Origin of the sequence: Streptomyces sp. NPDC016459 (genome assembly GCF_040632845.1) — a bacterium.
GTDB lineage: Bacteria > Actinomycetota > Actinomycetes > Streptomycetales > Streptomycetaceae > Streptomyces.
Genome location: NZ_JBEYCR010000001.1, coordinates 490,028 through 512,350 on the forward strand (window position 1 = coordinate 490,028; position 22,323 = coordinate 512,350).

General features: G+C 73.3%; 21 protein-coding genes. 11 read left to right on the forward strand and 10 right to left on the reverse strand.

Translation table 11 applies throughout. From position 1 onward, the window contains the following. Window positions 1-19: 19 nt before the first annotated feature. Window positions 20-1,021, forward strand: coding sequence for an ATP-binding cassette domain-containing protein (locus tag ABZ567_RS02180; RefSeq protein WP_360783528.1), 1,002 nt, complete (start codon window positions 20-22; stop codon window positions 1,019-1,021). Further along, window positions 1,018-1,878, forward strand: a complete 861-nt coding sequence (locus ABZ567_RS02185) for an ABC transporter permease (RefSeq protein ID WP_360783531.1) — start codon at window positions 1,018-1,020, stop codon at window positions 1,876-1,878. Before ABZ567_RS02180 ends, ABZ567_RS02185 begins: the two co-directional genes overlap by 4 nt. A gap of 27 nt (window positions 1,879-1,905) precedes the next feature. On the opposite strand, the gene ABZ567_RS02190 is transcribed toward ABZ567_RS02185, so the two are convergent. Beyond that, window positions 1,906-5,322 (reverse strand): BTAD domain-containing putative transcriptional regulator, encoded by a 3,417-nt coding sequence (locus ABZ567_RS02190; protein WP_360783534.1) that lies wholly within the window; start codon window positions 5,320-5,322, stop codon window positions 1,906-1,908. Window positions 5,323-5,460: 138 nt separating this feature from the next. Here ABZ567_RS02190 and ABZ567_RS02195 point away from each other — a divergent pair, with 138 nt between their 5' ends. Continuing rightward, complete coding sequence (locus tag ABZ567_RS02195; protein WP_360783537.1) at window positions 5,461-6,255, forward strand: site-2 protease family protein; 795 nt, start codon at window positions 5,461-5,463, stop codon at window positions 6,253-6,255. Here the strand turns inward: ABZ567_RS02195 and ABZ567_RS02200 are convergent. Beyond that, window positions 6,252-6,500, reverse strand: coding sequence for a hypothetical protein (locus ABZ567_RS02200; protein WP_360783540.1), 249 nt, complete (start codon window positions 6,498-6,500; stop codon window positions 6,252-6,254). The two genes, ABZ567_RS02195 and ABZ567_RS02200, sit on opposite strands and share 4 nt — an antisense overlap. Window positions 6,501-6,550: 50 nt before the next feature. Next, window positions 6,551-7,249 (reverse strand): NADPH-dependent F420 reductase, encoded by a 699-nt coding sequence (gene npdG / locus ABZ567_RS02205; protein ID WP_360783543.1) that lies wholly within the window; start codon window positions 7,247-7,249, stop codon window positions 6,551-6,553. Between the two features lie 102 nt (window positions 7,250-7,351). Between npdG and ABZ567_RS02210 the strand changes: the two genes are divergently transcribed. Both ABZ567_RS02210 and ABZ567_RS02215 read left to right on the forward strand, forming a co-directional pair. Beyond that, window positions 7,352-7,954 (forward strand): hypothetical protein, encoded by a 603-nt coding sequence (locus ABZ567_RS02210; protein ID WP_360783546.1) that lies wholly within the window; start codon window positions 7,352-7,354, stop codon window positions 7,952-7,954. 60 nt (window positions 7,955-8,014) lie between these two features. Beyond that, window positions 8,015-9,301 carry an MFS transporter gene (locus ABZ567_RS02215; RefSeq protein WP_360783548.1) on the forward strand — a complete coding sequence of 429 codons (1,287 nt, stop codon included), beginning with the start codon at window positions 8,015-8,017 and terminating at the stop codon, window positions 9,299-9,301. 159 nt (window positions 9,302-9,460) lie between these two features. On the opposite strand, the gene ABZ567_RS02220 is transcribed toward ABZ567_RS02215, so the two are convergent. Continuing rightward, the gene (locus ABZ567_RS02220) at window positions 9,461-9,691 is read right to left on the reverse strand and encodes a hypothetical protein (RefSeq protein ID WP_360783551.1); all 231 of its coding nucleotides are present in this window, start codon (window positions 9,689-9,691) and stop codon (window positions 9,461-9,463) included. Between the two features lie 61 nt (window positions 9,692-9,752). Here ABZ567_RS02220 and map point away from each other — a divergent pair, with 61 nt between their 5' ends. Further along, window positions 9,753-10,610 (forward strand): type I methionyl aminopeptidase, encoded by an 858-nt coding sequence (gene map, locus ABZ567_RS02225; protein WP_360783554.1) that lies wholly within the window; start codon window positions 9,753-9,755, stop codon window positions 10,608-10,610. 114 nt (window positions 10,611-10,724) lie between these two features. Next, window positions 10,725-11,375: a biliverdin-producing heme oxygenase gene (locus ABZ567_RS02230; protein WP_360783557.1), complete on the forward strand. Its 651-nt coding sequence runs from the start codon at window positions 10,725-10,727 to the stop codon at window positions 11,373-11,375. Between the two features lie 203 nt (window positions 11,376-11,578). Here ABZ567_RS02230 and ABZ567_RS02235 read toward each other — a convergent pair whose 3' ends face one another. Further along, a complete protein-coding gene (locus ABZ567_RS02235; RefSeq protein WP_360783560.1) occupies window positions 11,579-12,247 on the reverse strand; it encodes a PhzF family phenazine biosynthesis protein in 669 nt (222 codons plus the stop codon). A 174-nt stretch (window positions 12,248-12,421) separates the two neighbouring features. Here ABZ567_RS02235 and efeO point away from each other — a divergent pair, with 174 nt between their 5' ends. Next, window positions 12,422-13,579: an iron uptake system protein EfeO gene (gene efeO / locus ABZ567_RS02240; RefSeq protein ID WP_360783563.1), complete on the forward strand. Its 1,158-nt coding sequence runs from the start codon at window positions 12,422-12,424 to the stop codon at window positions 13,577-13,579. A 152-nt stretch (window positions 13,580-13,731) separates the two neighbouring features. Next, complete coding sequence (locus tag ABZ567_RS02245) at window positions 13,732-14,766, forward strand: hypothetical protein (RefSeq protein ID WP_360783565.1); 1,035 nt, start codon at window positions 13,732-13,734, stop codon at window positions 14,764-14,766. A 12-nt stretch (window positions 14,767-14,778) separates the two neighbouring features. Here the strand turns inward: ABZ567_RS02245 and ABZ567_RS02250 are convergent, their stop codons facing one another. Continuing rightward, window positions 14,779-15,558 carry a bifunctional DNA primase/polymerase gene (locus tag ABZ567_RS02250; RefSeq protein WP_360783568.1) on the reverse strand — a complete coding sequence of 260 codons (780 nt, stop codon included), beginning with the start codon at window positions 15,556-15,558 and terminating at the stop codon, window positions 14,779-14,781. Window positions 15,559-15,672: 114 nt separating this feature from the next. After that, window positions 15,673-16,293, reverse strand: coding sequence for a TetR/AcrR family transcriptional regulator (locus ABZ567_RS02255; protein WP_360783571.1), 621 nt, complete (start codon window positions 16,291-16,293; stop codon window positions 15,673-15,675). A gap of 156 nt (window positions 16,294-16,449) precedes the next feature. On the opposite strand from ABZ567_RS02255, the gene ddaH reads away from it, so the two are divergent. Next, window positions 16,450-17,280 carry a dimethylargininase gene (gene ddaH, locus ABZ567_RS02260; RefSeq protein WP_360783574.1) on the forward strand — a complete coding sequence of 277 codons (831 nt, stop codon included), beginning with the start codon at window positions 16,450-16,452 and terminating at the stop codon, window positions 17,278-17,280. Here the strand turns inward: ddaH and ABZ567_RS02265 are convergent. Together ABZ567_RS02265 and ABZ567_RS02270 are read right to left on the reverse strand one after the other, a co-directional pair. After that, complete coding sequence (locus ABZ567_RS02265) at window positions 17,277-18,269, reverse strand: small ribosomal subunit Rsm22 family protein (RefSeq protein WP_360783577.1); 993 nt, start codon at window positions 18,267-18,269, stop codon at window positions 17,277-17,279. The genes ddaH and ABZ567_RS02265 overlap by 4 nt on opposite strands. A 9-nt stretch (window positions 18,270-18,278) precedes the next feature. Continuing rightward, window positions 18,279-19,595: a multidrug effflux MFS transporter gene (locus ABZ567_RS02270; protein ID WP_360783580.1), complete on the reverse strand. Its 1,317-nt coding sequence runs from the start codon at window positions 19,593-19,595 to the stop codon at window positions 18,279-18,281. 83 nt (window positions 19,596-19,678) lie between these two features. On the opposite strand from ABZ567_RS02270, the gene ABZ567_RS02275 reads away from it, so the two are divergent. Next, window positions 19,679-20,683 carry a Gfo/Idh/MocA family oxidoreductase gene (locus tag ABZ567_RS02275; RefSeq protein WP_360783582.1) on the forward strand — a complete coding sequence of 335 codons (1,005 nt, stop codon included), beginning with the start codon at window positions 19,679-19,681 and terminating at the stop codon, window positions 20,681-20,683. On the opposite strand, the gene ABZ567_RS02280 is transcribed toward ABZ567_RS02275, so the two are convergent. Then, entirely contained in the window at window positions 20,670-22,301 is a 1,632-nt protein-coding gene (locus ABZ567_RS02280) for an alkaline phosphatase D family protein (protein ID WP_360783585.1), read from the reverse strand. The two genes, ABZ567_RS02275 and ABZ567_RS02280, sit on opposite strands and share 14 nt — an antisense overlap. Between the last annotated feature and the right edge of the window lie 22 nt (window positions 22,302-22,323).

The window sequence follows — 22,323 nt, forward strand, 5'->3', positions numbered from 1 at the left end:
ACCTGGTGTAGTGGTGCCCATGACGCGATCACACACCAACGCCGTCGAGGTCCGGGGCCTCGTGAAGCACTTCGGCGCCACCAAGGCCCTCGACGGGGTCGACCTCGACGTACGGGAGGGCACGGTCCTCGGGGTCCTCGGTCCCAACGGCGCCGGGAAGACCACGCTCGTCCGCTGTCTGTCCACCCTCCTCGTCCCGGACTCCGGGACGGCCACGGTCGCCGGGTACGACGTGGTGAAGCACCCCCGTCAGCTGCGCCGCACCATAGGGCTCACCGGGCAGTACGCGTCGGTGGACGAGAAGCTGTCCGGCTGGGAGAACCTGTACATGATCGGGCGGCTGCTCGATCTCTCCCGTGCCGACGCCCGCCGCCGGGCCGACGAGATGCTGGAGCGCTTCTCCCTCACCGACTCCGCCAAGCGGGCCGCGATGACCTACTCCGGCGGTATGCGCCGGCGGCTCGACCTCGCCGCCTCGATGATCGGGCAGCCCGCCGTCCTCTACCTGGACGAGCCGACCACCGGCCTCGACCCGCGCACGCGTAACGAGGTGTGGGACGAAGTCCAGCGGATGGTGTCCGAGGGCGTCACCGTCCTCCTCACCACCCAGTACATGGAGGAGGCGGAGCAGCTCGCGAGCGAGCTGACCGTCATCGACCGGGGCAAGGTCATCGCCAAGGGCGGGGTCGACGAGCTGAAGGCCAAGGTCGGCGGCCGGACCCTGAAGGTCCGCCCGGTGGACCCGGGGCAGTTGTCGGCGATGGCCGCCGCGCTCCGCGAGACCGGGCTCGACGGTGTCGCCGGCGCCACGGTCGTGCCCGACGAGGGCGCGCTGTACGTGCCGATCCTCACCGACCAGCAGCTGACGGCCGTCGTGGGCCTCCTCGGGGCGCGCGGCTTCGGCCTGGCGCACATCGGCACCCATCTGCCCAGCCTGGACGAGGTGTTCCTGGCGATCACGGGCCAGAAGACCGCCGATTCCGACCTGTCCGACGCGATCAACGAGGAGGTCGCCGCGTGAGCACGACCACGGTCACCAAGTCCCCCGTCGACGCCCCCGGTCCGGGTGCGGCCTCGACGCGGCGCGCTCCCGTCGACGAGGGCCGGATCGGTCTCCGGGGCAACCTGCGCCACATCGGCGCCCTGGCCCGGCGCAACGCCCTGCAGATCAAGCAGGACCCGGAGTCGATGTTCGACGCCGTCCTGATGCCGATCATCTTCATCCTGCTGTTCGTGTACGTCTTCGGCGGCGCCATCGCCGGCAAGGGCAACAACGAGGTCTACGTCAACTACGTGACCCCGGGCCTGATGGCGATGATGGGCATGAACATCGCCATGGCCGTCGGCGTGGGCATCAACGACGACTTCAAGAAGGGGGTCATGGACCGGTTCCGGACGATGCCGATCGCCCGGTCCTCCGTCCTGATCGCGAAGATCGTCGTCGAGGTCGGCCGGATGCTGATCGCCACCGCGATCCTGCTCGGCATGGGCTTCCTGCTCGGCATGGAGATCCACACCTCGTTCTTCCACCTCCTCGCCGCCATCGGCCTGTCGATGGTCTTCGGGGCGTCGCTGATGTGGATCTTCATCCTGCTCGGTCTCACCATGAAGACCGCGCAGGCCGTCCAGGGCATGGCCATACTGGTCCTGATGCCGCTGCAGTTCGGTTCGTCGATCTTCGCCCCGCCGACGTCGATGCCCGGCTGGCTGAAGGCCTTCACCGACTACAACCCGCTGTCGAACCTCGCCGACGCCGCACGGAACCTGATCAACGGCGGTCCGGTCGCCCACTCCGTGTGGATGACCCTCGGCTGGGCGTTCGTCATCACGCTCGTCACGGCCCCGCTGGCGGTGACGAAGTTCCGCAGGAAGACCTGAGTCCGGTACGGCGGCTCCCGACGGGGGTCAGGACTCGGCGCGCTCACTGATCGCGTCGGCGGCGCGACCGAGCAGGGCGGCGGCCTCCTCCAGGGAGAGGCCGCCGCCCTCGGCGTACGCCGCGGCGAAGGCGTCCTGGCCGAGGACGGACCGGGCGAGTTCGGTGGCCCGTTCCAGGTTCTCCCGTTCCGTCGGCGGCGACAGGTGTCCCGGCGGGAGCAGCCCGTCCCTGGCTCCGAGCAGCACCGCCCCGGTCCGCGCCCCCGGGCCGCCGAGCCCGGCGAGCGCCCAGGCGGCGGTGACCAGATGGGTGGCGGGCATCTGCGGGGCGACCGTCATCGAGAGCGAGCCCAGGGAGCGCTCGTACGCCTCGGCGGCGAGGGCGAGCGCGGAGCCGTACCGGCCCTCCAGGTCGTCCAGCCAGCCGAGGCAGCCGAGGGTGAAGCCCTCGAAGAGCGACAGGGTCTCGGAGTCGAAGTCCTGCCGCAGCGCGAGGAAGTGCTCGCGGGCCTCGGCGGTGCGTCCGCTGCGGCCGAGCGCCAGACCGAGGAACATGCGGGTGCCCAGTTGGGGTTCGTGGCTCCGGCCGTGGGCGCCGTCCAGGATCTCGCGCAGGATCGCCTCGCCCTCCGCGAGCCGTCCGGTCTCGACGAGCGTGCCGGCGTACCGGGCCCGCAGGAGCGCCGTCTGCGCCTGGGCGCCGATCCGTTCGGCGTAGTCGATGGCGGCGGCGAAGTCCGCGGCCGACTCCTCGAACTCGAGCCGCCGTTCCCGGGCCTCCGCGCGGGAGGAGAGCGCCTCGGCCGCGCCCCAGGAGTCACCGAGCCGGACGAAGATCTCCAGGCTCTCCTCGGCGTCGCGGATCGCCGCACTTGCGAGGTCGCCCCGGTTGGCGAGCATGTTGGCGCGCAGCTGGAGGGCGTTGGCGAGGTCCCAGTCGTAGGCGTACCGGCGGCAGGCCTCGACGGTCGTGTCGAGGATCTCGTGGAGCCGGCCGGCCTCCCCGATGAGGAGGACCGCGAAGAACGCGAAGGAGCCGGGCAGCCGGCAGGTCTGGGGGAGGCCCGGGTCGTAGCCGGCGGTCATCTCGCGGAGCCGCCGCATGCCCTCGGGGCTGGTCCAGCGGCCGGTCTCGTGGTTCATGTTGATCAGTTCGACCAGGCGCACTCCGCGCCGGGCCTCCCAGCGGTGCTCGTCGGAGAGCGGCGGCGGCACGGCCGTGCACGGCTCGTGCAGGGGGACGACGGGGGCGGCGGGCGGCGCGAACGGGTCGGGTCCGAGGGCGGCGGCGGCCCGGGACCAGTGCAGGGCGTCGGTGCGCAGATCGCGCATCTGCCAGTACCAGAGCAGGGAGTGGACGAGGACGAGCGCCTCGTCCTCGTCGTGGGCGTCGACGGCCCGGCGCAGGGCGGTGCGGAGGTTGCCGTACTCGGTGGTGAAGCGGCCGATGGCGCCGACCTGCCGGGCTCCGCGCAGCTCCGGGTCGGTACGGCGGGCGAGCTCCCGGTAGTACGTGAGGTGGCGGCGCTCGGTGGCGGCCCGCTCCCCGGCCTCGTCGAGCCGCTCTCCGGCGTACTCGGCGACGGTCTCCAGAAGCCGGTACCGCATCCCGGCCTCGCCGGGCGCGGCCACGACGAGGGACTTGTCGACGAGGGACCCGAGCAGGTCGAGGACGTCGGCGGGGGTGGGGGCCCGCTCGACGGCGGTGGCGCCTCCGGCTGCGGCACCACCGGCCGCCGCGGCCGGTCCCGCGTCCGCGGGGGCGGCGCACACCGCTTCCGCCGCCTCCAGGTCGGTGCCTCCGGTGAACACCGAGAGGCGGCGCAGGACGGCTCGTTCGGCGTCGTCGAGGAGGTCCCAGGACCAGTCGACGACCGCGCGGAGGGTCTGCTGGCGGGGCAGTACCGTCCGCGCGCCCGACGTGAGCAGCCGGAAGCGGTCGTCGAGCCGCGCCGCGATCTGGCGCAGGGTCAGCATCCGCAGCCTCGCCGCCGCCAGCTCGATCGCCAGGGGCAGTCCGTCCAGGCGGCGCACGATCTCGGCCGCCGCCTCCGGGTCCTCCTCGATCCGGAACCCGGGCCGGACCGCCGCGCCGCGCTCGCCGAGCAGCCGCAGGGCCGGCTCCGTGAGCAGCGGGCCCACCGGCCGCGCGTTCTCCCCCGGCACCCCGAGCGGCTCCCGGCTCGTCGCCAGGACCCGGAGGCCGGGGCAGCGGGCGAGGAGGGTCTCGGCCAGTTCGGCGGCGGCCGCGACGAGGTGTTCGCAGTTGTCGAGGAGCAGCAGCATCCGGCGTCCCGCGCAGTGCTCGACGAGCCGGGCGAGCGGGTCGTTGCCGGTCCGCAACTCCTCGGCTCCGGCGCCGCGCAGGACGGTCTCGCGGGCGCCGACGGCGGCGAGTACGGCCTCGGGGACGGCCTCCGGGTCGGTGACGGGGGCGAGCTCGGCGACCCAGACGCCGTCCGGCCAGGCCTCGGCCCCGCGCTCGGCGGCCTCCTGCGAGAGCCGGGTCTTGCCGGCTCCCCCGGGCCCGAGCAGGGTGACGAGCCGGGCCGTCCGCAGGTCCTCCCGGACGTCGGCGATCTCCTGGTCGCGTCCGACGAAGCTGGTGAGCCGGGCGCGCAGATTGCCCAGGACGGGGCCCTCCGGCTTCGGGGCGGTCCCGGGCCCCGGGGCGGGCGCCGGTGTCCCGGGGTCCTTCGTGTGGATCGGGCCGGGATCGCGGGGTCCCGCGAGCAGCTCCGCGTGCAGGGCGCGGAGGGCCGGTGAGGGGTCCGTGCCGAGGCGGTTGGCGAAGGCGCGACGGACGGTCTCGTACGCGGCGAGGGCCTCGGCCGCGCGGCCGGTGTCCCGCAGGGCGCGGATACGCAGGGCCTGGAGGGGCTCGTCGAGGGGGTGGGCCGCGCAGAGGGCGGTCAGCTCGGGGAGGGCGGCGGCCGCCTCGCCGAGCGCGAGGGCCGCGTCGAGCCTGGCCCGGCGGGCGTCGAGGCGCCGGGCCTCCCAGCGGGCGGCCTCGGCGTCCCGGTCCGGGAGGTCGGCGAGGGCGGGGCCGCGCCAGAGCCCGAGGGCCTCGTCGAGGAGGGCGGCGGCCCGTGCCGGGTCTCCGGCGTCGAGCGCCGTCGTGCCTTCGGCGGCGAGGCGTTCGAAGCGGCGGGCGTCGACGTCTCCGGGGCGGGCGTCGAGCAGGTAGCCGCCCTCTGCGGAGACCACCCGGTCCCGGCCGAGGGCCTTGCGGAGCCGTCCGACGAGGGCCTGGAGTGCGGCGACGGCGTCGGCGGGCGGCTCGTCGCCGTGCCAGACCTCGTCGACCAGGTCGGGTACGGGCACGGTCCGGCCGGCCCTGAGGGCGAGGACGGTCAGCAGCGCGCGGACCCGGGGGCCGCCTACGGCCACGTCGGTGCCGTCGGGCAGGTGGGCGAGGGTGGGGCCGAGGACGGAGTAGCGCACGGGCCCATTCTCCGTGAGAAGTCCCCCGACTCCGGAACTCGCCCCGTCCCCCGGTACGTTTCCCGCACACCGGGACCGGCAGGCCCCTGTCGGACACGACTGCCGGCCCTCCGTCCCCGTCCCCTGGGAGCTCCCGCGATGACCACGGCCACCACCCGGCGCCACGAACGGCGGATCAGCCCCGTCTTCCTGGCGATCCTCGCCGTCATGGCCGTCACCGGCTGGGCGGTGTGGACGGACTTCGCCGCCTCGCCCGGCCTGGCCGTCTTCCTCTTCGTGACCTCGGCGTGGGTGGTGTCGCTCTGCCTCCACGAGTACGCGCACGCCCGCACCGCCCTGCACGGCGGGGACATCACGGTCGGCGCCAGGGGCTATCTGACCCTGAACCCGCTGGCGTACACCCATGCCGTCCTGAGCATCGTGCTTCCGGTGCTCTTCGTGATCATGGGCGGGATCGGTCTGCCGGGCGGCGCGGTCTTCATCGACCAGAACCGGATCAAGGGTCGTTGGAAGCACAGTCTGATCTCGGCGGCGGGCCCGCTGACGAACGTGCTGTTCGCCGTGGTGTGCACGGCCCCGTTCTGGCTGGACGCGCTGGACGGGGTGCCGCCCGCGTTCCGGTTCGCGCTGGCGTTCCTGGCGTTCCTCCAGGTGACGGCCGCGCTCCTGAACCTGCTGCCGGTGCCGGGGCTCGACGGGTACGGGATCGTGGAGCCCTGGCTGTCGTACAAGGTGAAGCGGCAGATCGAGCCGTACGCGCCCTACGGCTTCTTCATCGTGATCGCGCTGCTGTTCGTGCCCGCGGTCAACGGGGCCTTCTTCGACGCGATCGACGCGCTGATGCGGTCGCTCGGGGTGCCGGACGCCTTCCGCTACTGCGGCTCGCAGCTGTTCAGGTTCTGGCAGGAGACCCCCGAGTTCTGCCAGGTCTAGCCCTCTACGGCGGCCGTGGCGGCGGCCTTGTCGACCTTCGCGCGGCGGAGGTAGTACCAGGCCATGTTGGAGGAGAGACCGGCGATCAGGACCCACACGATGCCGAGGAAGCTGCCCTGGACGAAGGAGACGACGGCCGCGGCGACGGCCAGGGCGCAGACCACGAGGGCGTAGAGAGCGAGGCGGGGCATGGGGGTCGGCTCCTGTCCGGGTACGGCTGCTGGTGCCCGTCCAGTGTCCCCCATGCCCGGAGGCGTCCGGTCTCCGGCTCCGCCCTCCGCCCGGCCGGGCCGGCTCAGATGTCGGTGACGCGGAGCCCGGCGTGGGCCTTGTAGCGGCGGTTGACCGAGATCAGGTTGGCGACGAGCGACTCGACCTGGTGGGCGTTGCGCAGCCGGCCGGCGAAGACTCCCCGCATGCCGGGGATGCGGCCGGCGAGGGCCTGGACGAGCTCGACGTCGGCGCGGTCCTCGCCGAGGACCATCACGTCCGTGTCGATCTCCTCGAGGGAGCTGTCCTGGAGGAGGACGGCGGAGAGGTGGTGGAAGGCGGCGGCGACCCGGGAGTCCGGGAGGAGCGCGGCGGCCTGCTCGGCCGCGGAGCCCTCCTCGGGCTTGAGTGCGTAGGCGCCCTTCTCGTCGAAGCCGAGCGGGTTGACGCAGTCGACGACCAGCTTGCCGGCGAGTTCCTCGCGCAGGGACTCCAGGGTCTTGGCGTGTCCGTCCCACGGCACGGCGACGATCACGATGTCGCTGCGCCGGGCGCACTCGGCGTTGTCGGCGCCCTCGATCCCGTGGCCGATCTCCGTGGCCACGTCCCGCGCGCGGTCGGCGGCACGGGAGCCGATGACGACCTTCTGGCCGGCCTTGGCGAGCCGGTAGGCGAGGCCGCGGCCCTGCTCGCCGGTGCCGCCGAGGACGCCGACGACGAGACCGGAGACGTCGGGGAGGTCCCACGGGTCCTTGGGGGCGGACTTGCTGTCAGTCGTAGTCATGGACCCGACATTACCGAGCGGCCGGGCCGCGGGACTCCCGTACGGGTGGAACCGCCGCGACCTTCCGCGCGGCGGGCTCCGTCTGGTGCAGGATGCGGCCCCATGGATGCCGTACGGGTCGCGTTGCTGCGGGAAGTGCTCGCCGGGACGGAGTGGCCGGGGGCGGCACGCCGGTTCGCGGTCGCGCTGCGGTCCTCCGTCGTCCGGCACCGGGACGGGCTGCTCCTGGTGGGCACGGAGGAGTACGAACCCTGGCACCTGGCGGCCCACCTGGTCGACGAGTCCGCCTGGTCGGGGCTGCCGGAGCTGGCGCCGACGCTGGTGCGGCACCGGGTGCGGCCGGGCGATCCGGCGCACCTGGCGGTCGGCCTCGGCCGGCTCCGGGCGGCGGGGCGCGGGGCGACGCTGCTGATGGTGGCGCCCGGGCGGCCGGACGCGGGGCTGCTCCAGCGGGTGCACGACGCCCGGCGGGCGGGCGCGACGGTGCTGGCGCTCGACGGGGGCGACGAGGAGGTGCGGGGGCTCGCGCACGAGACGCTCGCGGTGTCGGAGGGGGCGGAGGTGGACCTGGACACGGTGCAGCACCTGGTGAGCGCGGCGGCCGGGGAGAACAGCCTGCCGTCCCCTCGCGGGAGCCGGGGCTTCCGGGACCGTCTCTCGTCCCTCGTGGACCGGCTGACGGCCCCGCCGCCGGCCCGCTGGTAGCGGACGGGGGACGGCTAATTCGGTTGCCTCCGGCGCCCTCCCGCCGGAGCATGGCCCCTCGTGTCCTCTCCCTTCGCGAAGGTCTCCGCGCTGTTCCCGGATCCGGCACCGTGGCGCTCGTCCCCCGACTTCCGGCTGCTGTGGGTCCAGGGGCTCGTCACGTACTTCAGCAGCGCGATGGCGATGATCGCCCTGCCGTTGCAGATCAAGGAGCTGACGGGTTCGCCGCTCGCGGTCGGCGCGATGGGCGCGGTCGAACTGGTGCCGCTCGTGGTCTTCGACCTGTACGGCGGGGCGCTCGCCGACGCCGTCGACCGGCGGAAGGTGATCCTCGCGACGGAGGCGGGCCTCGGCGTCCTCGCCCTGATCCTGCTGGTCAACGCATTGCTGCCGGAGCCGATGCTGTGGCCGCTGTACCTGGTCGCGGCCGGCGTCTCGGCGCTCGCCGGGCTCCAGCGGCCGGCCCTGGACTCGCTGCTCGCCCGGATCGTGCCGCACGAGCAGCAGACGGCGGCGGCCGCGCTGAACTCGTTGCGCTGGCAGATGGGCTCGATCGCGGGCCCGGCCCTCGCGGGTCTGGTCGTGGCGTACGGGGGTCACGCGCCCGCGTACGGGGTGACGATCGCCGGTTTCGCCGCCTCGGTGCTGATGTGCCGCCGGCTCTCCCCCGCGCCGCCCGCGCACGACGCGGAGAAGCCCTCGCTGCGGGGCGTCGCGGAGGGGGCGCGGTACGCCTGGTCGCGGCCGGTGCTGCTGGGCACGTACGCGATCGACCTCGCCGCGATGTTCTTCGCCTTCCCGAACACGATCTTCCCGTTCCTCGCGGACGAGCTGGACGCGGACTGGTCGCTCGGCCTGATGTACGCGGCGGGCTCGGTCGGCTCCCTGGTGCTGGGGCTGACCAGCGGCTGGACCTCGAAGGTGCGGCGGCACGGGCTGCTCGTGGTGGGCGGCGCGGCCGGCTGGGGTCTCGCCATCGCGGCGGCGGGCTGGTTCGGGAACATCTGGCTGGTCCTGCTCTGCCTCGCCTTCGCGGGAGCGGGCGACATGCTGAGCGGGCTCGGTCGGGCCACGATCTGGAACCAGACGATCCCCGAGGAGTTGCGCGGGCGGCTCGCCGGGATCGAGGTGCTCTCCTACAGCGTCGGCCCGCAGCTCGGCCAGGTCCGCGCGGGCGTGATGGCCGGGTGGACCGGGACCCGGCCGGCGGTCTGGACGGGCGGCCTGGCGTGTGTCGCCTCGGTGGGCCTGCTCTGCGTGGCGCTGCCGAAGCTCCTCACGTACGACTCCGAGACCGACGAGGACTCGCTGCGCCGCAAGGCGCAACAGGCGGCGGATCGCCGCTAAGCCACGCGGCGGGAAACGGCTGGGACGGGGACCAAGTGGCCACGGCGGGACGGGGGGCGTGCGGCCAGGGCGGGGGCGCCACGGCCGGGACCGTTCCCACGGTCCCGGCCGTGGTCCACCGGGCGCACCCGGTCCACCGGGCGCGCCCCGGGACTCGTTCTAGCCCGGCGGCCGCTGCTTCCCGTCGCCGTCGTGCCAGCGCGGGTCGGTCTCCCACTCCTCGTTCCGCTCGCGGGCGGTCTCCATGGCGTGGTTGGCCTCCTCTCGGCTGGTGTACGGGCCGAAACGGTTCTTCGCCGGGCACTCGGGGCCCTCTTCGACCTTCTTGTGGTCCAGGCAGTAGTACCATTCGCCCGGTTTGCCCGCCGTGCGCTTCTTGAACAGGGCCATCGTCGTGGGCTCCTTCCCTCAGGACCATGCTGCCCCGGACCCGGTCGTTAGACTCGCTGTCATGTCTGGCCAGTCGCTTCTCGTACCGGGGGAGCTCTCCCCCCACCGCTCCGTTCCGGGTTCCATCCGCCGCCCCGAGTACGTCGGGAAGCCCGCCCCGACCCCGTACACCGGGCCCGAGGTGCAGGACTCCGACACCGTCGAACGCATGCGGATCGCCGGCCGCATCGCCGCTCGGGCGATGGAGGAGGCCGCCAAGCACATCGCCCCGGGCGTCACCACCGACGAGCTCGACCGGGTCGCGCACGAGTTCATGTGCGACCACGGCGCGTACCCCTCCACCCTCGGCTACCGCGGGTTCCCGAAGTCGCTGTGCGCCTCGGTCAACGAGGTCATCTGCCACGGCATCCCGGACTCCACCGTCCTGCGGGACGGCGACATCGTGAACCTGGACGTCACGGCGTACATCAACGGCGTCCACGGCGACAACAACGCCACCTACCTCTGCGGCGACGTCGACGAGGAGTCGCGACTGCTCGTCGAGCGGACCCGGGAGTCCCTGAACCGGGCCATCAAGGCGGTGAAGCCGGGCCGCCAGATCAACATCATCGGGCGGGTCATCGAGTCGTACGCCAAGCGCTTCGGCTACGGCGTCGTCCGCGACTTCACCGGGCACGGCATCAACTCGTCCTTCCACTCGGGCCTGATCGTCCCGCACTACGACTCGCCCCACCACACCACCGAGATCAAGACCGGCATGACCTTCACCATCGAGCCCATGCTGACGCTCGGCACGCACGACTACGACATGTGGGACGACGGCTGGACCGTCGTCACCAAGGACCGGAAGCGAACCGCGCAGTTCGAGCACACCCTCGTCGTGATGGAGAGCGGGGCCGAAATCCTCACGTTGCCCTGACCTCCCGGATGGGTACCGTCTTACCGACAGGACGTCGGGAACCAGTTGACTTAGGCAAGCCTAACTTGACAGGATCGTCACTGGTTCCCGTCCCATCGGTCCCGGAGGCCCACTTTGGACACGCCCTTCTCGACGCTCATCCGCACGGCCTCGCACGAGCAGCACACCGAGGCGGAGACCTCGTCCTTCATGGGTGACCTCCTGGGCGGGCGGCTGGGCGTCGACGCCTACGCGCGCTACACGGAGCAGCTCTGGTTCGTGTACCGGGCGCTGGAGGAGGGCGCCGAGGCGCTCCGCGCGGACCCGGTCGCCGGGCCCTTCGTGCAGCCGGAGCTGTTCCGCACGACCGCCCTCGCACAGGACCTCGCCCATCTGCGGGGCCCCGGCTGGCGCGTCGGGCTCTCGCCGCTGCCCGCCACCGCCGCGTACGCCGAGCGGGTCGCGGAGTGCGCCCGCGACTGGCCCGCCGGGTACGTGGCCCACCACTACACGCGCTACCTGGGCGACCTGTCGGGCGGTCAGATCATCCGCGACAAGGCGGAGCGCGCCTGGGGCTTCTCGCGCAAGGGCGACGGCGTCCGCTTCTACGTCTTCGACGAGATCCCCAACCCGGCGGCGTTCAAGCGTGCGTACCGGGAACTGCTCGACGGGGTGAACGCCGACGACCTGGAGAAGCAGCGGATCGTCGACGAGTGCAAGCGCGCCTTCGCCTACAACAGCGCGGTCTTCCAGCAGCTCGGGGGCGAGTTCCCACTGAGCGCGTGAGGGTACGGCGAGTGAGGGACGGCATGTGGGGTACGGCGGACGAGGCGCGCCCGTGGGTGTCAGCGTCAGCGCGTGGGCGTGAGCGTCAGCGCGTGGGCGTGAGCGTCAGCGCGTGGGCGTGAGCGTGAGCGTCAGCGCGTGGGCGTGAGCGTGAGCGTCAGCGCGTGGGCGTGAGCGTGAGCGTGAGCGTCAGCGCGTGGGCGTCAGCGCGTGAGCGTGCCTTCCAGGCGGACCCGGCCGCCCAACTCCACGATGCCGTCAGGGCCGGGCGCGGTGAGCAGCTGCGAACCCCGGCCCTGCGTGATGTTCAGGGCCCGGCCCAGCTCCGCCGTGAGCAGCAGCGCCGCCGCGCCGGTCGCCTCGTCCTCGTCGACGCCGTCGCCGCGGCCCGGGAACGCTCGCGCCCTGACCCGGCCCGCGGCCTCCTCCTCCCAGGCCCAGGCGTAGACCCACTCCCCCGGCTCCGGCACGTTCAGGGCGTCCACCTCGGCGGCGGAGCCGTACTGGCGGAGCGTCCGGGGCGGTGCCCACTCGGCGCGGGCCTCGATCCAGGTGAACTCCCCGTCGCCGCGCACCCACACCTCGCCGGCGGGCGGGTGGACGACCTCCAGGTCGAGCAGCCAGGCGGCGCCGACGAGCGGGTGTCCGGCGAACGGCAGCCGGACGCCGGGGGTGTAGATGTCGACGATCCCGCGCTCGGGGTCGTCCACGAACACCGTCTCGCTGAAGCCGAGTTCCTTGGCGAGCGCCTGCCGGGATGCCTCGTCGGGATGGGTGCGAGCATCCCGTACGACTCCGAGGGCGTTGCCGTGCCCGCCGTCGCCCGCGCAGAAGACCCGGAGGACGTCGATGTCAGTGACGGTCGTGTTCATGGCGGAAATTGAACCATTCCGGGGCGCGCCGACGTGCGGGGAGTCCGTGGGACCCGGCCGTGTCCGGTCCGGCGGGGAGGAGAAGGCGCCTCACGGGACGAGCGGGGACGACGAGGTACGCCTCGGCTACGTTGGGTCCGCCTCAGCACCGTTGCCCCCGTTCCTGGAGTCCTCATGCGTGTCGTCCGCTCCTCCGTCGTCACCGCCGCCGTGACCGCGGCCGCTCTGACCGCCGTCACGGGCTGCACCGGGAAGAGTGATGCCAAGGGAGGGGACGGCACGATCACCGTCGTCGCCAAGGACGGCTCCTGCGAGGTGTCGAGGAGACAGTTCCCGGCCGGCCAGGTGAAGCTGACCGTCGAGAACCGCGGCTCCAAGGTCACCGAGGTCCACGTCCTCCACCCCGACGACCGGATCGTCGCCGAGCGCGAGGACGTCGGCCCCAGCACCAGGGCCACCGTCACCGCCGAGATCACGGCCGGCGCCTACGCGATCGTCTGCAGGCCCGGCATGACCGGCGAGGGGATCCGCCGGCAGGTCCGGGCCACCGGTGGCGGTGTCGCCGCGCCGAAACGCTCCCCCGGGAGGGACGCGGTCGTCGCCGCCTACCGCCAGTACGTCCAGGCGCAGGCCGACGCGACCCTCCCCAAGGCGAAGGTCTTCACCGACGCCGTCCGCGCCGGTGACATCGAGGCCGCGAAGAAGGCCTACGCCGAGTCCCGCATCGGCTGGGAGCGCAGCGAGCCGGTCACCCGGTCCTTCGGTGACATCGCCCGCCGGGTCGACCTCCGCGAGGACGGCCCGGAGGAGGGCCAGGACCCGGCGAAGGACTGGACGGGCTGGCACCGCCTGGAGAAGGCGCTCTGGCAGGACAGGAGGATCGGCGCCGCCGAGAAGACCCTCGCCGACACCCTGGACAAGGACCTCGCGGACTGGGCCGAGCGGGTCGGCAGGGCCGAGATCACCCCGGCCTCCATGGCCGACGGCGCCAGGGAACTCCTGGAGGAGGTCGCCGCCGGCGCGGTCACCGGCGAGGAGGAGCGCTCCTCGCACACCGACCTCGTCGACTTCAAGGCGAACGTCGAGGGCGCGCGGAAGTCCTTCGAGCTGTTGAAGCCGGTCGCCGCGAAGAACGACCCGAAGCTCGTCGCCCGACTGGACGAGCGGTTCGCCGCGCTGAACGCCCTGCTCGACACGTACCGCGCGGACAAGAACGGTTACGCCTTCACCTCGTACGACAAGGTCGGCAAGGCCGAGCGCAAGGAACTGTCGGACGGCTTCGACGCGCTGGCCGAGCCGTTCTCCCAGCTCGCCGCCGCCGTCGTCACGTAGCCGCTCCGCACGGATCGTGCCGGCGTCGCCCTGGCCTTCGGCCCGGGTCTCGAGTTCGGTGTGGGCCCGGTATCCGGTCCCGACGCTCGCGCTGGTCCTGTCCCCGATAGGGTCGGGTCCGTCCGTGCGGGTGAAGAAGCAGAAGGCGACCGATGAGAAGGCTGAGGCTGAGGCGAGCGCCGAGACCGCTTGAGCGGCTTGCGGCACGGCCTGCGAGACTCCTCGCCGCCACGGCGGCGGTGACCGTCCTGGCGCTGACGGCGGGCGGCTGTGTGACCGTCCACGGCGAGCTGGCCCTGCTGCCGCCGGCGACGCGGGCCGAGGCGGCGCAGGCCCTCGCGGACTTCACGAGCGCCTACAACCGGGCTGACAAGGCCTACGATCCGGCCCTGGACGCGGGCAGGGTCACCGGTCCGCTGGGGGAGATCAACCAGGCGGGTCTGCGCGCACGCGCGATCACCACCCCCGAGGGCAACGCGAACCACCAGCCCCTCGAACTGACGGACGCGCGCTTCGTCCTGCCCCGTAAGGCGGGCTGGCCGCGCTGGTTCCTGGCGGACGCCGACCCCAACCGGGACGTCGACGACGGTCCGGGTGACCAGCGCTGGCTCCTCGTCTTCGTACGCAACGGGCCGCAGCAGCTGTGGGAGGTCGCGCACCTGGTGGTCCTCGGCCCTTCGGCGGTGCCGGAGTTCGCCGAGGAGGACGGGTACGCGGTGCCGGTCGCAGCGGACACCGGAGCACTCGCGGTCGCGCCCGAGGACCTGGGCGAGCGGTACGCGTCGTACCTGAAGGACGGGCAGGGGGGGACGTTCGCGGCGGGGCCGCACACCTCGCAGTGGCGGGAGCAGCGGCAGAAGTCGGCCAAGCGGCCGGGGCTCGCCACCCAGTACCTCGACCGGGCCGCGAACCAGGGCGACTTCGCGCCGCTCGGGCTGCGGACGAAGGACGGCGGCGCGTTCGTGTTCTTCGCGACCCGGGTCTTCGAGCGGCAGACGGCGGCACCGGGCTACCGGCCCAAGGTCGACCCGGGCGTCAAGGCGCTGCTGACCGGCGAGGTCGAGAACACGGTCACCAAGGAGTGGGTGTCGAACCAGGTGGCCCTGGTGAAGCCCGCGGGCACGGCCCGCGACGGCGTCACCATCACGGGCCGGCTCCAGGGCGTGGTGGGCGCCGAGGGCTCGTAGGGGGCCGGCGGATCAGCGCGTGAGGGGCCAGGCGATCTCGTGGCCCGGGTGCTCGCCGTCCCCGTCCGCCTCGCGCTCCGCGGCGTGGCGCGCGCAGGCGTCCTGGAGGGTCTCCAGGAGGTTCAGCGGGTCGGGCAGCGGGTGCTCGGGCCCGCGGAGCCAGGCGACGACCGGGTGGGCGCTCTCGTCGCCGGGGAGCCGTGCGGGCGGTACGAGGACGTAGCTGCCGCGGCAGTGCCAGCGGAGCCCCGGGTGCTCGTCCATGGTCTCGGGGTGGCAGTCGAGCTCACACGGCCACCACTCGTCCTCGTCCTCGGGGGTGCCGCGGGTGGCGGTGAAGAACAGCATCCGCCCGCCGAGGGTGTCGGCTTCGGCGGACTCGGCGACCGGCCCGACCTCCACATCGGCGGCGAGGAGGCGGTCGAGGGCGGCGCGGCCCGCGGCCATCGGTACGTCGAGGACGTCGTGGACCATGCCGGTGGCGGTGATGAAGTTCGCCTCGGGCGCGTTCCGCGCCCAGCGCTCGATCTGGGCCTGGTCGGTGGTCGACTGGGTCTGCCAGGCGAAGGAGACGGGGTGCCGGGCGGGGGTCGGGCAGCCGATCCGCTCACAGGAGCAGCTGTAGCCGACGGGGTACGCGGCGGGGGCGAGGGGCAGCCCGGCGGCGGCGGCGGCCAGGAGCAGCTTCTCGCGGTCGTTCTCGTCGTCGGCCGCGGTGCGTTTGGGGCGCCTGCGCAGCCACTGTGCGAGTTTGCTCTCCGTGCCGCGGTAGCGGCCGATGCCGTCGCCCATCTATCCCCTCACACCTCATGCTCGCCCGTTCGGCTCTTCCCATGGTCCCACCATCCTGCGCCTCGGGTGACCGGAGTGCGGAACCGGGGTGCTCGTCCGGGTCCGGGACCGGGCTCAGGGCCTCGGGGCCAGGCCGCGCAGGGCCAGGTCGACGAGGGTGTCGGCGTAGGCGTGGGTGAGGGGCAGGGTGCGGTGGATCCAGCGGTGGTGGAGGGGACCGACGAGCAGTTCGAGCGCGGTGCGGGGGTCGATGCCGGGGTCGACGTCGCCGGCGGCCTGGGCGGCCTCGATGCGGCGGGCGTAGTACTGGAGCTGGGGTTCGAGGAGCGCGGCGGTGAAGCGGGCGCCGAGTTCGGGGTCGACGACGCCCTCGGCGGCGAGGGCGCGGGTGGGGCCGTCGACGGCGGGGTCGTTCAGCTCGTCGACGGTGGCGCGCAGGACGCGCTTGAGGTCGGCGGCGAGGTCACCGGTGTCGGGGATCTCGCTGTCGGCGTCGCCGCCCAGGGCTTCGGCGGCGCGGGTCTGGAGGTCGAGGAAGGCGTCGAGGAGGACGGCCGCCTTGGAGGGCCACCAGCGGTAGATGGTCTGCTTGCCGACACCGGCGCGGGCGGCGATGCCCTCGATGGTGGTCTTCGCGTAGCCGGTCTCGGTGACGAGGGCGAGGGCGGCGTCGAAGATGGCGCGACGGGAGCGTTCGCTGCGGCGGGAGGCGTCGGGGGCCTTGGGCTCGGGCATGGGCCCAATCTAGCAGCAGGCGAGACGCTGCGTCTCGCCTGAGGGGGAGGGGTCCGAACCACCCGAACGGTCCACAGCGTGTTGGGCTCCGAAGGCGGACCATGGGGTCCACCGTTCTGCGGTTCTTCCGCCCACCCCGTCCGTGAGGAGCCCTCGTTGCGCCCCACTCCGCGCTCGTCCTCGCCCCGCCGTTATCTGATGTGCCCACCCGCGCACTTCACGGTGACGTACTCCATCAACCCCTGGATGGACCCCACGAAACCGGTCGACCTGGCGCTCGCCCTCGCCCAGTGGGAGGACCTGCGCGACCGCTATCTGGCGCTCGGCCACACCGTCGAGCTCCTCACCCCCGACCCGGCGCTGCCGGACATGGTCTTCGCGGCGAACGGCGCCACCGTCGTCGAGGGCCGGGTCCTCGGCGCGAGGTTCGCCCATGCCGAGCGCGCCGCCGAGGCCGAGGCGCACCTGGCCTGGTTCCGCGCGAACGGCTGGGCGGAGGAGGACGTCCGGGCACCGGAGCACGTGAACGAGGGCGAGGGCGACTTCGCCGTCACCGCCTCCTGGATCCTCGCCGGGCGCGGCTTCCGCTCCAGCCCGCTCTCCCACGACGAGGCGCAGGAGTTCTTCGGCCGCCCGGTGATCGGCCTGGAACTGGTGGACCCGCGCTACTACCACCTGGACACCGCGCTGTGCGTCCTGGACGACGCCCGCGACGAGGTCATGTACTACCCGGGCGCGTTCTCGCCCGGGAGCCGCGCGGTCCTCGCCCGGCTCTTCCCCGACGCCCTGATCGCGACGGAGACGGACGCGGCGGCCCTCGGTCTGAACGCGGTGAGCGACGGCCGCCACGTCCTGCTCCCCCAGGCGGCGGTGGGCCTCTACGACCCCCTGCGCCGACGCGGCTTCGAGCCGATCGGCATGGACCTGGGCGAACTGCTCAAGGGCGGCGGCAGTGTGAAGTGCTGCACCCAGGAGCTGCGCCCCTAGAACCTGTCCGGAGAGTCCCCCGGCGGCCAGGAGTCGCCCCAGTCGGCGTCGCGGGCCTGCTTGTACCGGGGCCCGTGGCGCTTGGTGACCGTCTCGCGGGCGAGTCCCCCGGGGCCGCACAGGTCGAGGAGGACCAGGCCCTTGCGGATCTGGGGCCGGCGGGTGATGCGGGAGACCGTCGGGGTCGCCGGCTCCCTGGTCGCCGCCACGTAGCTGTACTTCTCGTCCTCGTACGGCAGCGAGCCGCCCTTCACCTGCCGGTGCAGCGAGGAGCGGCTCACCCGGGCGGAGAAGTGGCACCAGTCCGTGCCCGGCTCGATCGGGCAGGCCCCGCTGTGCGGGCAGGGCGCGGCGACGGTGAACCCGGCGCCGACGAGCAGGGAGCGGGCGGCGATGATCCGCTCGTAACCGTCGGGGGTGCCGGGCTCCACGATCACCACCGTCCGCGCGGCCCGCGCCGCCTCGGTGACGAGCGCCGCCCGGTCGGCCTCGGTCAGCTCCTTGAGGACGTACGAGACGGTGACGAGGTCCGTGTCCGCGAGCCGGAGCGCGCCGCCGATCCTGGCCGTGCGCCACTCGGCGTCCAGGGCCCCGGCCGCGAGCTCGCGGCCGAGCGCGAGGGCCGGCTCCGCCCAGTCGAGGACGGTGGTGCGGGGCGGCCGGTCCTCCCACGCCTCGGCGACCGCCCAGCTCGCCGCGCCCGTACCGCCGCCGACGTCGGTGTGGGTACGCGGCTCCCAGTCGGGCGCGGCCTCGCGCAGGGCGCCGAGGGCGCCGCGTACCGCCTCGAAGGTCGCCGGCATCCGGTACGCGGCGTACGCGGCGACGTCGGAGCGGTCGCGCAGCACGGGGACGTCCGTCGGGGTGGTCCCCCGGTAGTTGGCGATCAGCCGCTCGACGGCCTGGGCGGCCCGGTTGGGCGGCAGCCCGTCGAGGAGGCCGGCGAGGGCGGCGCGCAGGGAGTCGGCGGAGGTGGCGGAGGCGTTCACCGAGACAGTCTAGGCGGCCGGGTCGTGGGTCCCCGCTGCCGCCGGGGCCTGGACTCCCGCTGCTCCCGGGGCGGCCTGCCACGGCCGGCAGAGGCCCAGGAAGCAGGCGACGGCGAGGACGGCGCAGGTGAGCTGGACGACCGCCATGGGGACGGCGGTGTGTTCGCCCGCGATGCCGACGAGCGGGGAGGCGACGGCGCCGACGAGGAACGAGGTGGTGCCGAGGAGCGCGGAGGCCGATCCGGCGGCGTGCGGGGTGCGCATCAGGGCCTGGGCGTTGGTGTTCGGCAGGGCGAGGCCCATCGCGGACATGAGGACGAACAGTCCGGCGGCGACGGGCACGAGCCCGACCTCGCCGAAGACGCCGCTGGTCATGAGGAGCAGCGCGAGCGCGGCGAGGAGGATGGTCCCGAGGCCCCAGCCGAGTGCCTTGTCGAGGCTGACGCGGCCGACGAGCAGCTTGCCGTTGATCTGGCCGACGGCGACGAGCCCGATCGAGTTGAGCCCGAAGAGCAGGCTGAAGGTCTGCGGCGAGGCGCCGTAGATCTCCTGGACGACGAACGGGGAGGCCGAAATGTACGCGAAGAGGGCCGCGAAGGCGAGGCCTCCGGTCAGCATGTAGCCGGCGAAGACCCGGTCGGCGAGGAGGCCCTTCATCGTCCGCAGGGCCTGGCCGACGCCGCCCTCGTGCCGCCGTTCGGCGGGCAGCGTCTCGCCGAGGAAGCGCCAGACGACGACGGTGAGGAGGACGCCGATCACGGTGAGGACGTGGAAGACGCCCCGCCAGTCGGTGATCCGCATGATCTGGCCGCCGATGAGGGGCGCAATGATCGGGGCGGCGCCGGAGATCAGCATCAGGGTGGAGAAGAAGCGGGCCATCTCCACGCCGTCGTAGAGGTCGCGGACGACGGCGCGGGCGATGACGATGCCGGCGGCGCCCGCGAGGCCCTGGAGCAGCCGGAAGCCGATGAGGAGTTCGACGGTGGGCGCGAGCGCGCAGACGGCGGTGGCGAGGACGTACACGACCATGCCGACGAGCAGCGGGCGGCGGCGCCCCCACCTGTCGCTCATGGGGCCGACGACGAGCTGGCCGAAGGCCATGCCGGCGAGGCAGGCGGTGAGGGTGAGCTGGATGGTGGCGGCGGGGGCGTGCAGGGCGCCGGTGACCTCCGGCAGCGCCGGCAGGTACATGTCCATGGAGAGCGGGGGAAGAGCGGTGAGCCCACCCAGGACGAGGGTGACGAGCAGCCCGGCCCGTCGGGCTGCCTCGACCGGGGCAGTTTGGATTATGTGCTCTTGTGTTGCCTTCTGGCCGCTCTCTGGCATCGACCGCTCCATTTCGTTGAAACCTTGCCTATGCTCTCAGCTCGACCGGCATGGTCGAGGCCTCTCAGGGATGGGTGGGGAACATGAGCGAGAAGGTGCGCTGGGGAATCCTGGCGACGGGCGGCATAGCGGAGCGGTTCACGACGGACCTGCTGACGCTCGACGGCGCGGAGGTCGTCGCCGTGGCCTCCCGGACGGAGACGTCGGCGCAAGCCTTCGCCGACCGGTTCGGAATCCCGAGGGCGTACGGGAACTGGGCCGGGCTCTTCGCCGACGACGACGTCGACGTGGTGTACGTGGCGACTCCGCACCACGCCCACCGGGAGGCGGCCGGCCGCGCCCTGGAGGCGGGCAAGGCGGTCCTCTGCGAGAAGGCCCTCACGCTCAACGCGCGCGAGGCACAGGAGTTGGTCGCCCTCGCCCGGGACCGCGGTCTCTTCTTCATGGAGGCCATGTGGATGTACTGCAACCCGCTCGTCCGGCGGCTCGTGGAGCTGGTCCGCGGCGGGGTGATCGGTGAGATCAGGACCGTACAGGCGGACTTCGGGCTCGCGGGCCCGTTCGCGGCGGACCACCGGCTGCGGGACCCCGCGGTGGGCGGCGGGGCGCTGCTCGACCTGGGCGTGTATCCCGTGTCGTTCGCGCAGCTGCTCCTGGGCGAACCGGACAGCGTCCAGGCGCACGCGCTGCTCTCGCCGGAGGGCGTCGACCTGAACACGGGCATGCTCCTCGGCTGGTCGGACACGGGGGCGTCGGCGCTGCTGTCCTGCTCGCTCGTCGCCGACACCCCGCTGACCGCGTCCGTGACGGGCACGCTCGGCCGGATCGACCTGCCGCGCGGCTTCTTCTTCCCCGAGCGGTTCACCCTGCACCGGGACGGCCGGGATCCGGAGGAGTTCGTGAACACGGACGACCCCCACTCCCTCCGCCACGAGGCGGCCGAGGTCATGCGCTGCCTGCGGGCGGGCGCGACCGAGTCCCCGCTCGTCCCCCTCGACGGTTCGCTCGCCGTGATGCGGACACTCGACGCGGTACGGGACCGCATCGGCGTCCGCTATCCGCAGGAGGCCCTGGTCACGCCGGCGTGAGACCCGGGTCGCCCGCCTCCGTCACGAAGGAGGCGGCCGTGGTCACGGGGGCGCCCGGGGTCGTCACGTACGGCACCGTACGGAAGTCGGCCCGGGCGGCCTCGGTCCCGAGGGCGACCGTCACGTAACCCCGCCGCCCGTTGAAGAACCGCAGGTGCGGGTTGGCCTGCATCAACCGGTCGTAGTTGGCGGGCCGGTCGGCACCGTCCTTGCCGCTGGTGATCGAGGTGGCGACGATCTCGGTGCCGACCGTCCGGGAGGCCGGGTCGCGGAAGTCGGCCTTGAGGTCGAGGCCGTAGCCGACGTGGACGTCACCGGTGAGCACCATCAGGTTCTCGACCCCGGCGGCCTCCGCGCCCGCGAGGAGCCGCTGCCGGGAGGCCGGGTAGCCGTCCCAGGAGTCCATCGAGAGCTTGAAGTCGGCGGTGGGCCGGTCCCGGCGCTCGGCGAACACGACCTGCTGCGGCACGACGTTCCAGCGGGCTCGGGAGGCCCCCCAGCCGTCGAGCAGCCACCGTTCCTGGGCGGCGCCCGTCATCGTCCGCGCCGGGTTCTCGGACTCGGGCCCCGGGACCTGCCAGCCGTCCCCGTACGCCTGGTCGGAGCGGTACTGGCGGGTGTCGAGGATGTCGAACTGGGCGAGGCTCCCGAAGCGCAGCCGGCGGTAGAGCCGCATGTCGGGGCCCTCGGGCCGCTGCGGCGCGCGCAGGGGCTGGTGCTCCCAGTAGGCGCGGTAGGCGGCGGCGCGGCGGAGCAGGAACTCCTCGGGCGGGACGCCGTTCTCCGGGGTGCCGCCCGCGTAGTTGTTCTCGGTCTCGTGGTCGTCCCAGGTGACGACGAACGGGTGGGCGGCGTGCGCGGCCCGCAGGTCGGGGTCCGACTTGTAGAGGCCGTAGCGCAGCCGGTAGTCCTCCAGGGTGATCGTCTCGCGGTTGAAGACGGCCGGGAGGGTGCGGTCGGTGTGGGCGCGGGCGCCGCCGGTGGCGTTCACGGCGTACTCGTACAGGTAGTCGCCGAGGTGGAGGACGAGGTCGACGTCCTCGTCCGCGAGGTGGCGGTAGGCCGTGAAGTACCCGTCGTGGTAGGCCTGGCAGGAGACGGCGGCGAGCTTCAGCGCGGAGGTGCGGGCCCAGGGCGCGGGCGCGGTGCGGGTGCGTCCGACGGGGCTGGCCCAGCCGCCGACGCGGAAGCGGTAGAAGAACTCGCGGTCGGCGTCGAGGTGCTCCACCTCGACGTGGACGGTGTGGCCGAACTCCGGGTGCGCGGTGGCCCGGCCGCGCCGCACGATCCCGGTGAAGCGCTCGTCACGGGCGAGTTCCCAGTGGACGGAGACCCGGGCGGCCGGCAGCCCGCCGCCCGGCTCGAAGGGGTGGGGCGCGAGCCGCGTCCAGAGCAGTACGGACCCGGGCAGGGGGTCGCCGGAGGCCACCCCCAGGGTGAACGGGTCCTCGGTGAGGCGCCGGCCGTCGAGCTCCGCGGCGGCCGCGGCGCCGGCCGCGGGCAGCTGGGTGGCGAAGGCGAGCGCGGCGGCGGCTCCGGTGACGGTGAGGAACCTCCGACGCCCGAAGTGCCGTGCCGCAGCGCGCAGTTCGTCCGCGTGCTGGTGTAGGTGGTTCATGTGCCCCTCCCCGGAACGGATG

Coding starts and splice junctions, on each gene's coding strand:
- ABZ567_RS02245 (WP_360783565.1), top strand. CDS start 13,732: ATGAGAAGGCTGAGGCTGAGGCGAGCGCCGAGACCGCTTGAGCGGCTT.
- ABZ567_RS02270 (WP_360783580.1), bottom strand. CDS start 19,595: ATGCCAGAGAGCGGCCAGAAGGCAACACAAGAGCACATAATCCAAACT.
- ABZ567_RS02210 (WP_360783546.1), top strand. CDS start 7,352: ATGGATGCCGTACGGGTCGCGTTGCTGCGGGAAGTGCTCGCCGGGACG.
- ABZ567_RS02195 (WP_360783537.1), top strand. CDS start 5,461: ATGACCACGGCCACCACCCGGCGCCACGAACGGCGGATCAGCCCCGTC.
- ABZ567_RS02220 (WP_360783551.1), bottom strand. CDS start 9,691: ATGGCCCTGTTCAAGAAGCGCACGGCGGGCAAACCGGGCGAATGGTAC.
- ABZ567_RS02200 (WP_360783540.1), bottom strand. CDS start 6,500: ATGGGGGACACTGGACGGGCACCAGCAGCCGTACCCGGACAGGAGCCG.
- npdG (WP_360783543.1), bottom strand. CDS start 7,249: ATGACTACGACTGACAGCAAGTCCGCCCCCAAGGACCCGTGGGACCTC.
- map (WP_360783554.1), top strand. CDS start 9,753: ATGTCTGGCCAGTCGCTTCTCGTACCGGGGGAGCTCTCCCCCCACCGC.
- ABZ567_RS02275 (WP_360783582.1), top strand. CDS start 19,679: ATGAGCGAGAAGGTGCGCTGGGGAATCCTGGCGACGGGCGGCATAGCG.
- ABZ567_RS02235 (WP_360783560.1), bottom strand. CDS start 12,247: ATGAACACGACCGTCACTGACATCGACGTCCTCCGGGTCTTCTGCGCG.
- ABZ567_RS02280 (WP_360783585.1), bottom strand. CDS start 22,301: ATGAACCACCTACACCAGCACGCGGACGAACTGCGCGCTGCGGCACGG.
- efeO (WP_360783563.1), top strand. CDS start 12,422: ATGCGTGTCGTCCGCTCCTCCGTCGTCACCGCCGCCGTGACCGCGGCC.
- ABZ567_RS02250 (WP_360783568.1), bottom strand. CDS start 15,558: ATGGGCGACGGCATCGGCCGCTACCGCGGCACGGAGAGCAAACTCGCA.
- ABZ567_RS02180 (WP_360783528.1), top strand. CDS start 20: ATGACGCGATCACACACCAACGCCGTCGAGGTCCGGGGCCTCGTGAAG.
- ABZ567_RS02255 (WP_360783571.1), bottom strand. CDS start 16,293: ATGCCCGAGCCCAAGGCCCCCGACGCCTCCCGCCGCAGCGAACGCTCC.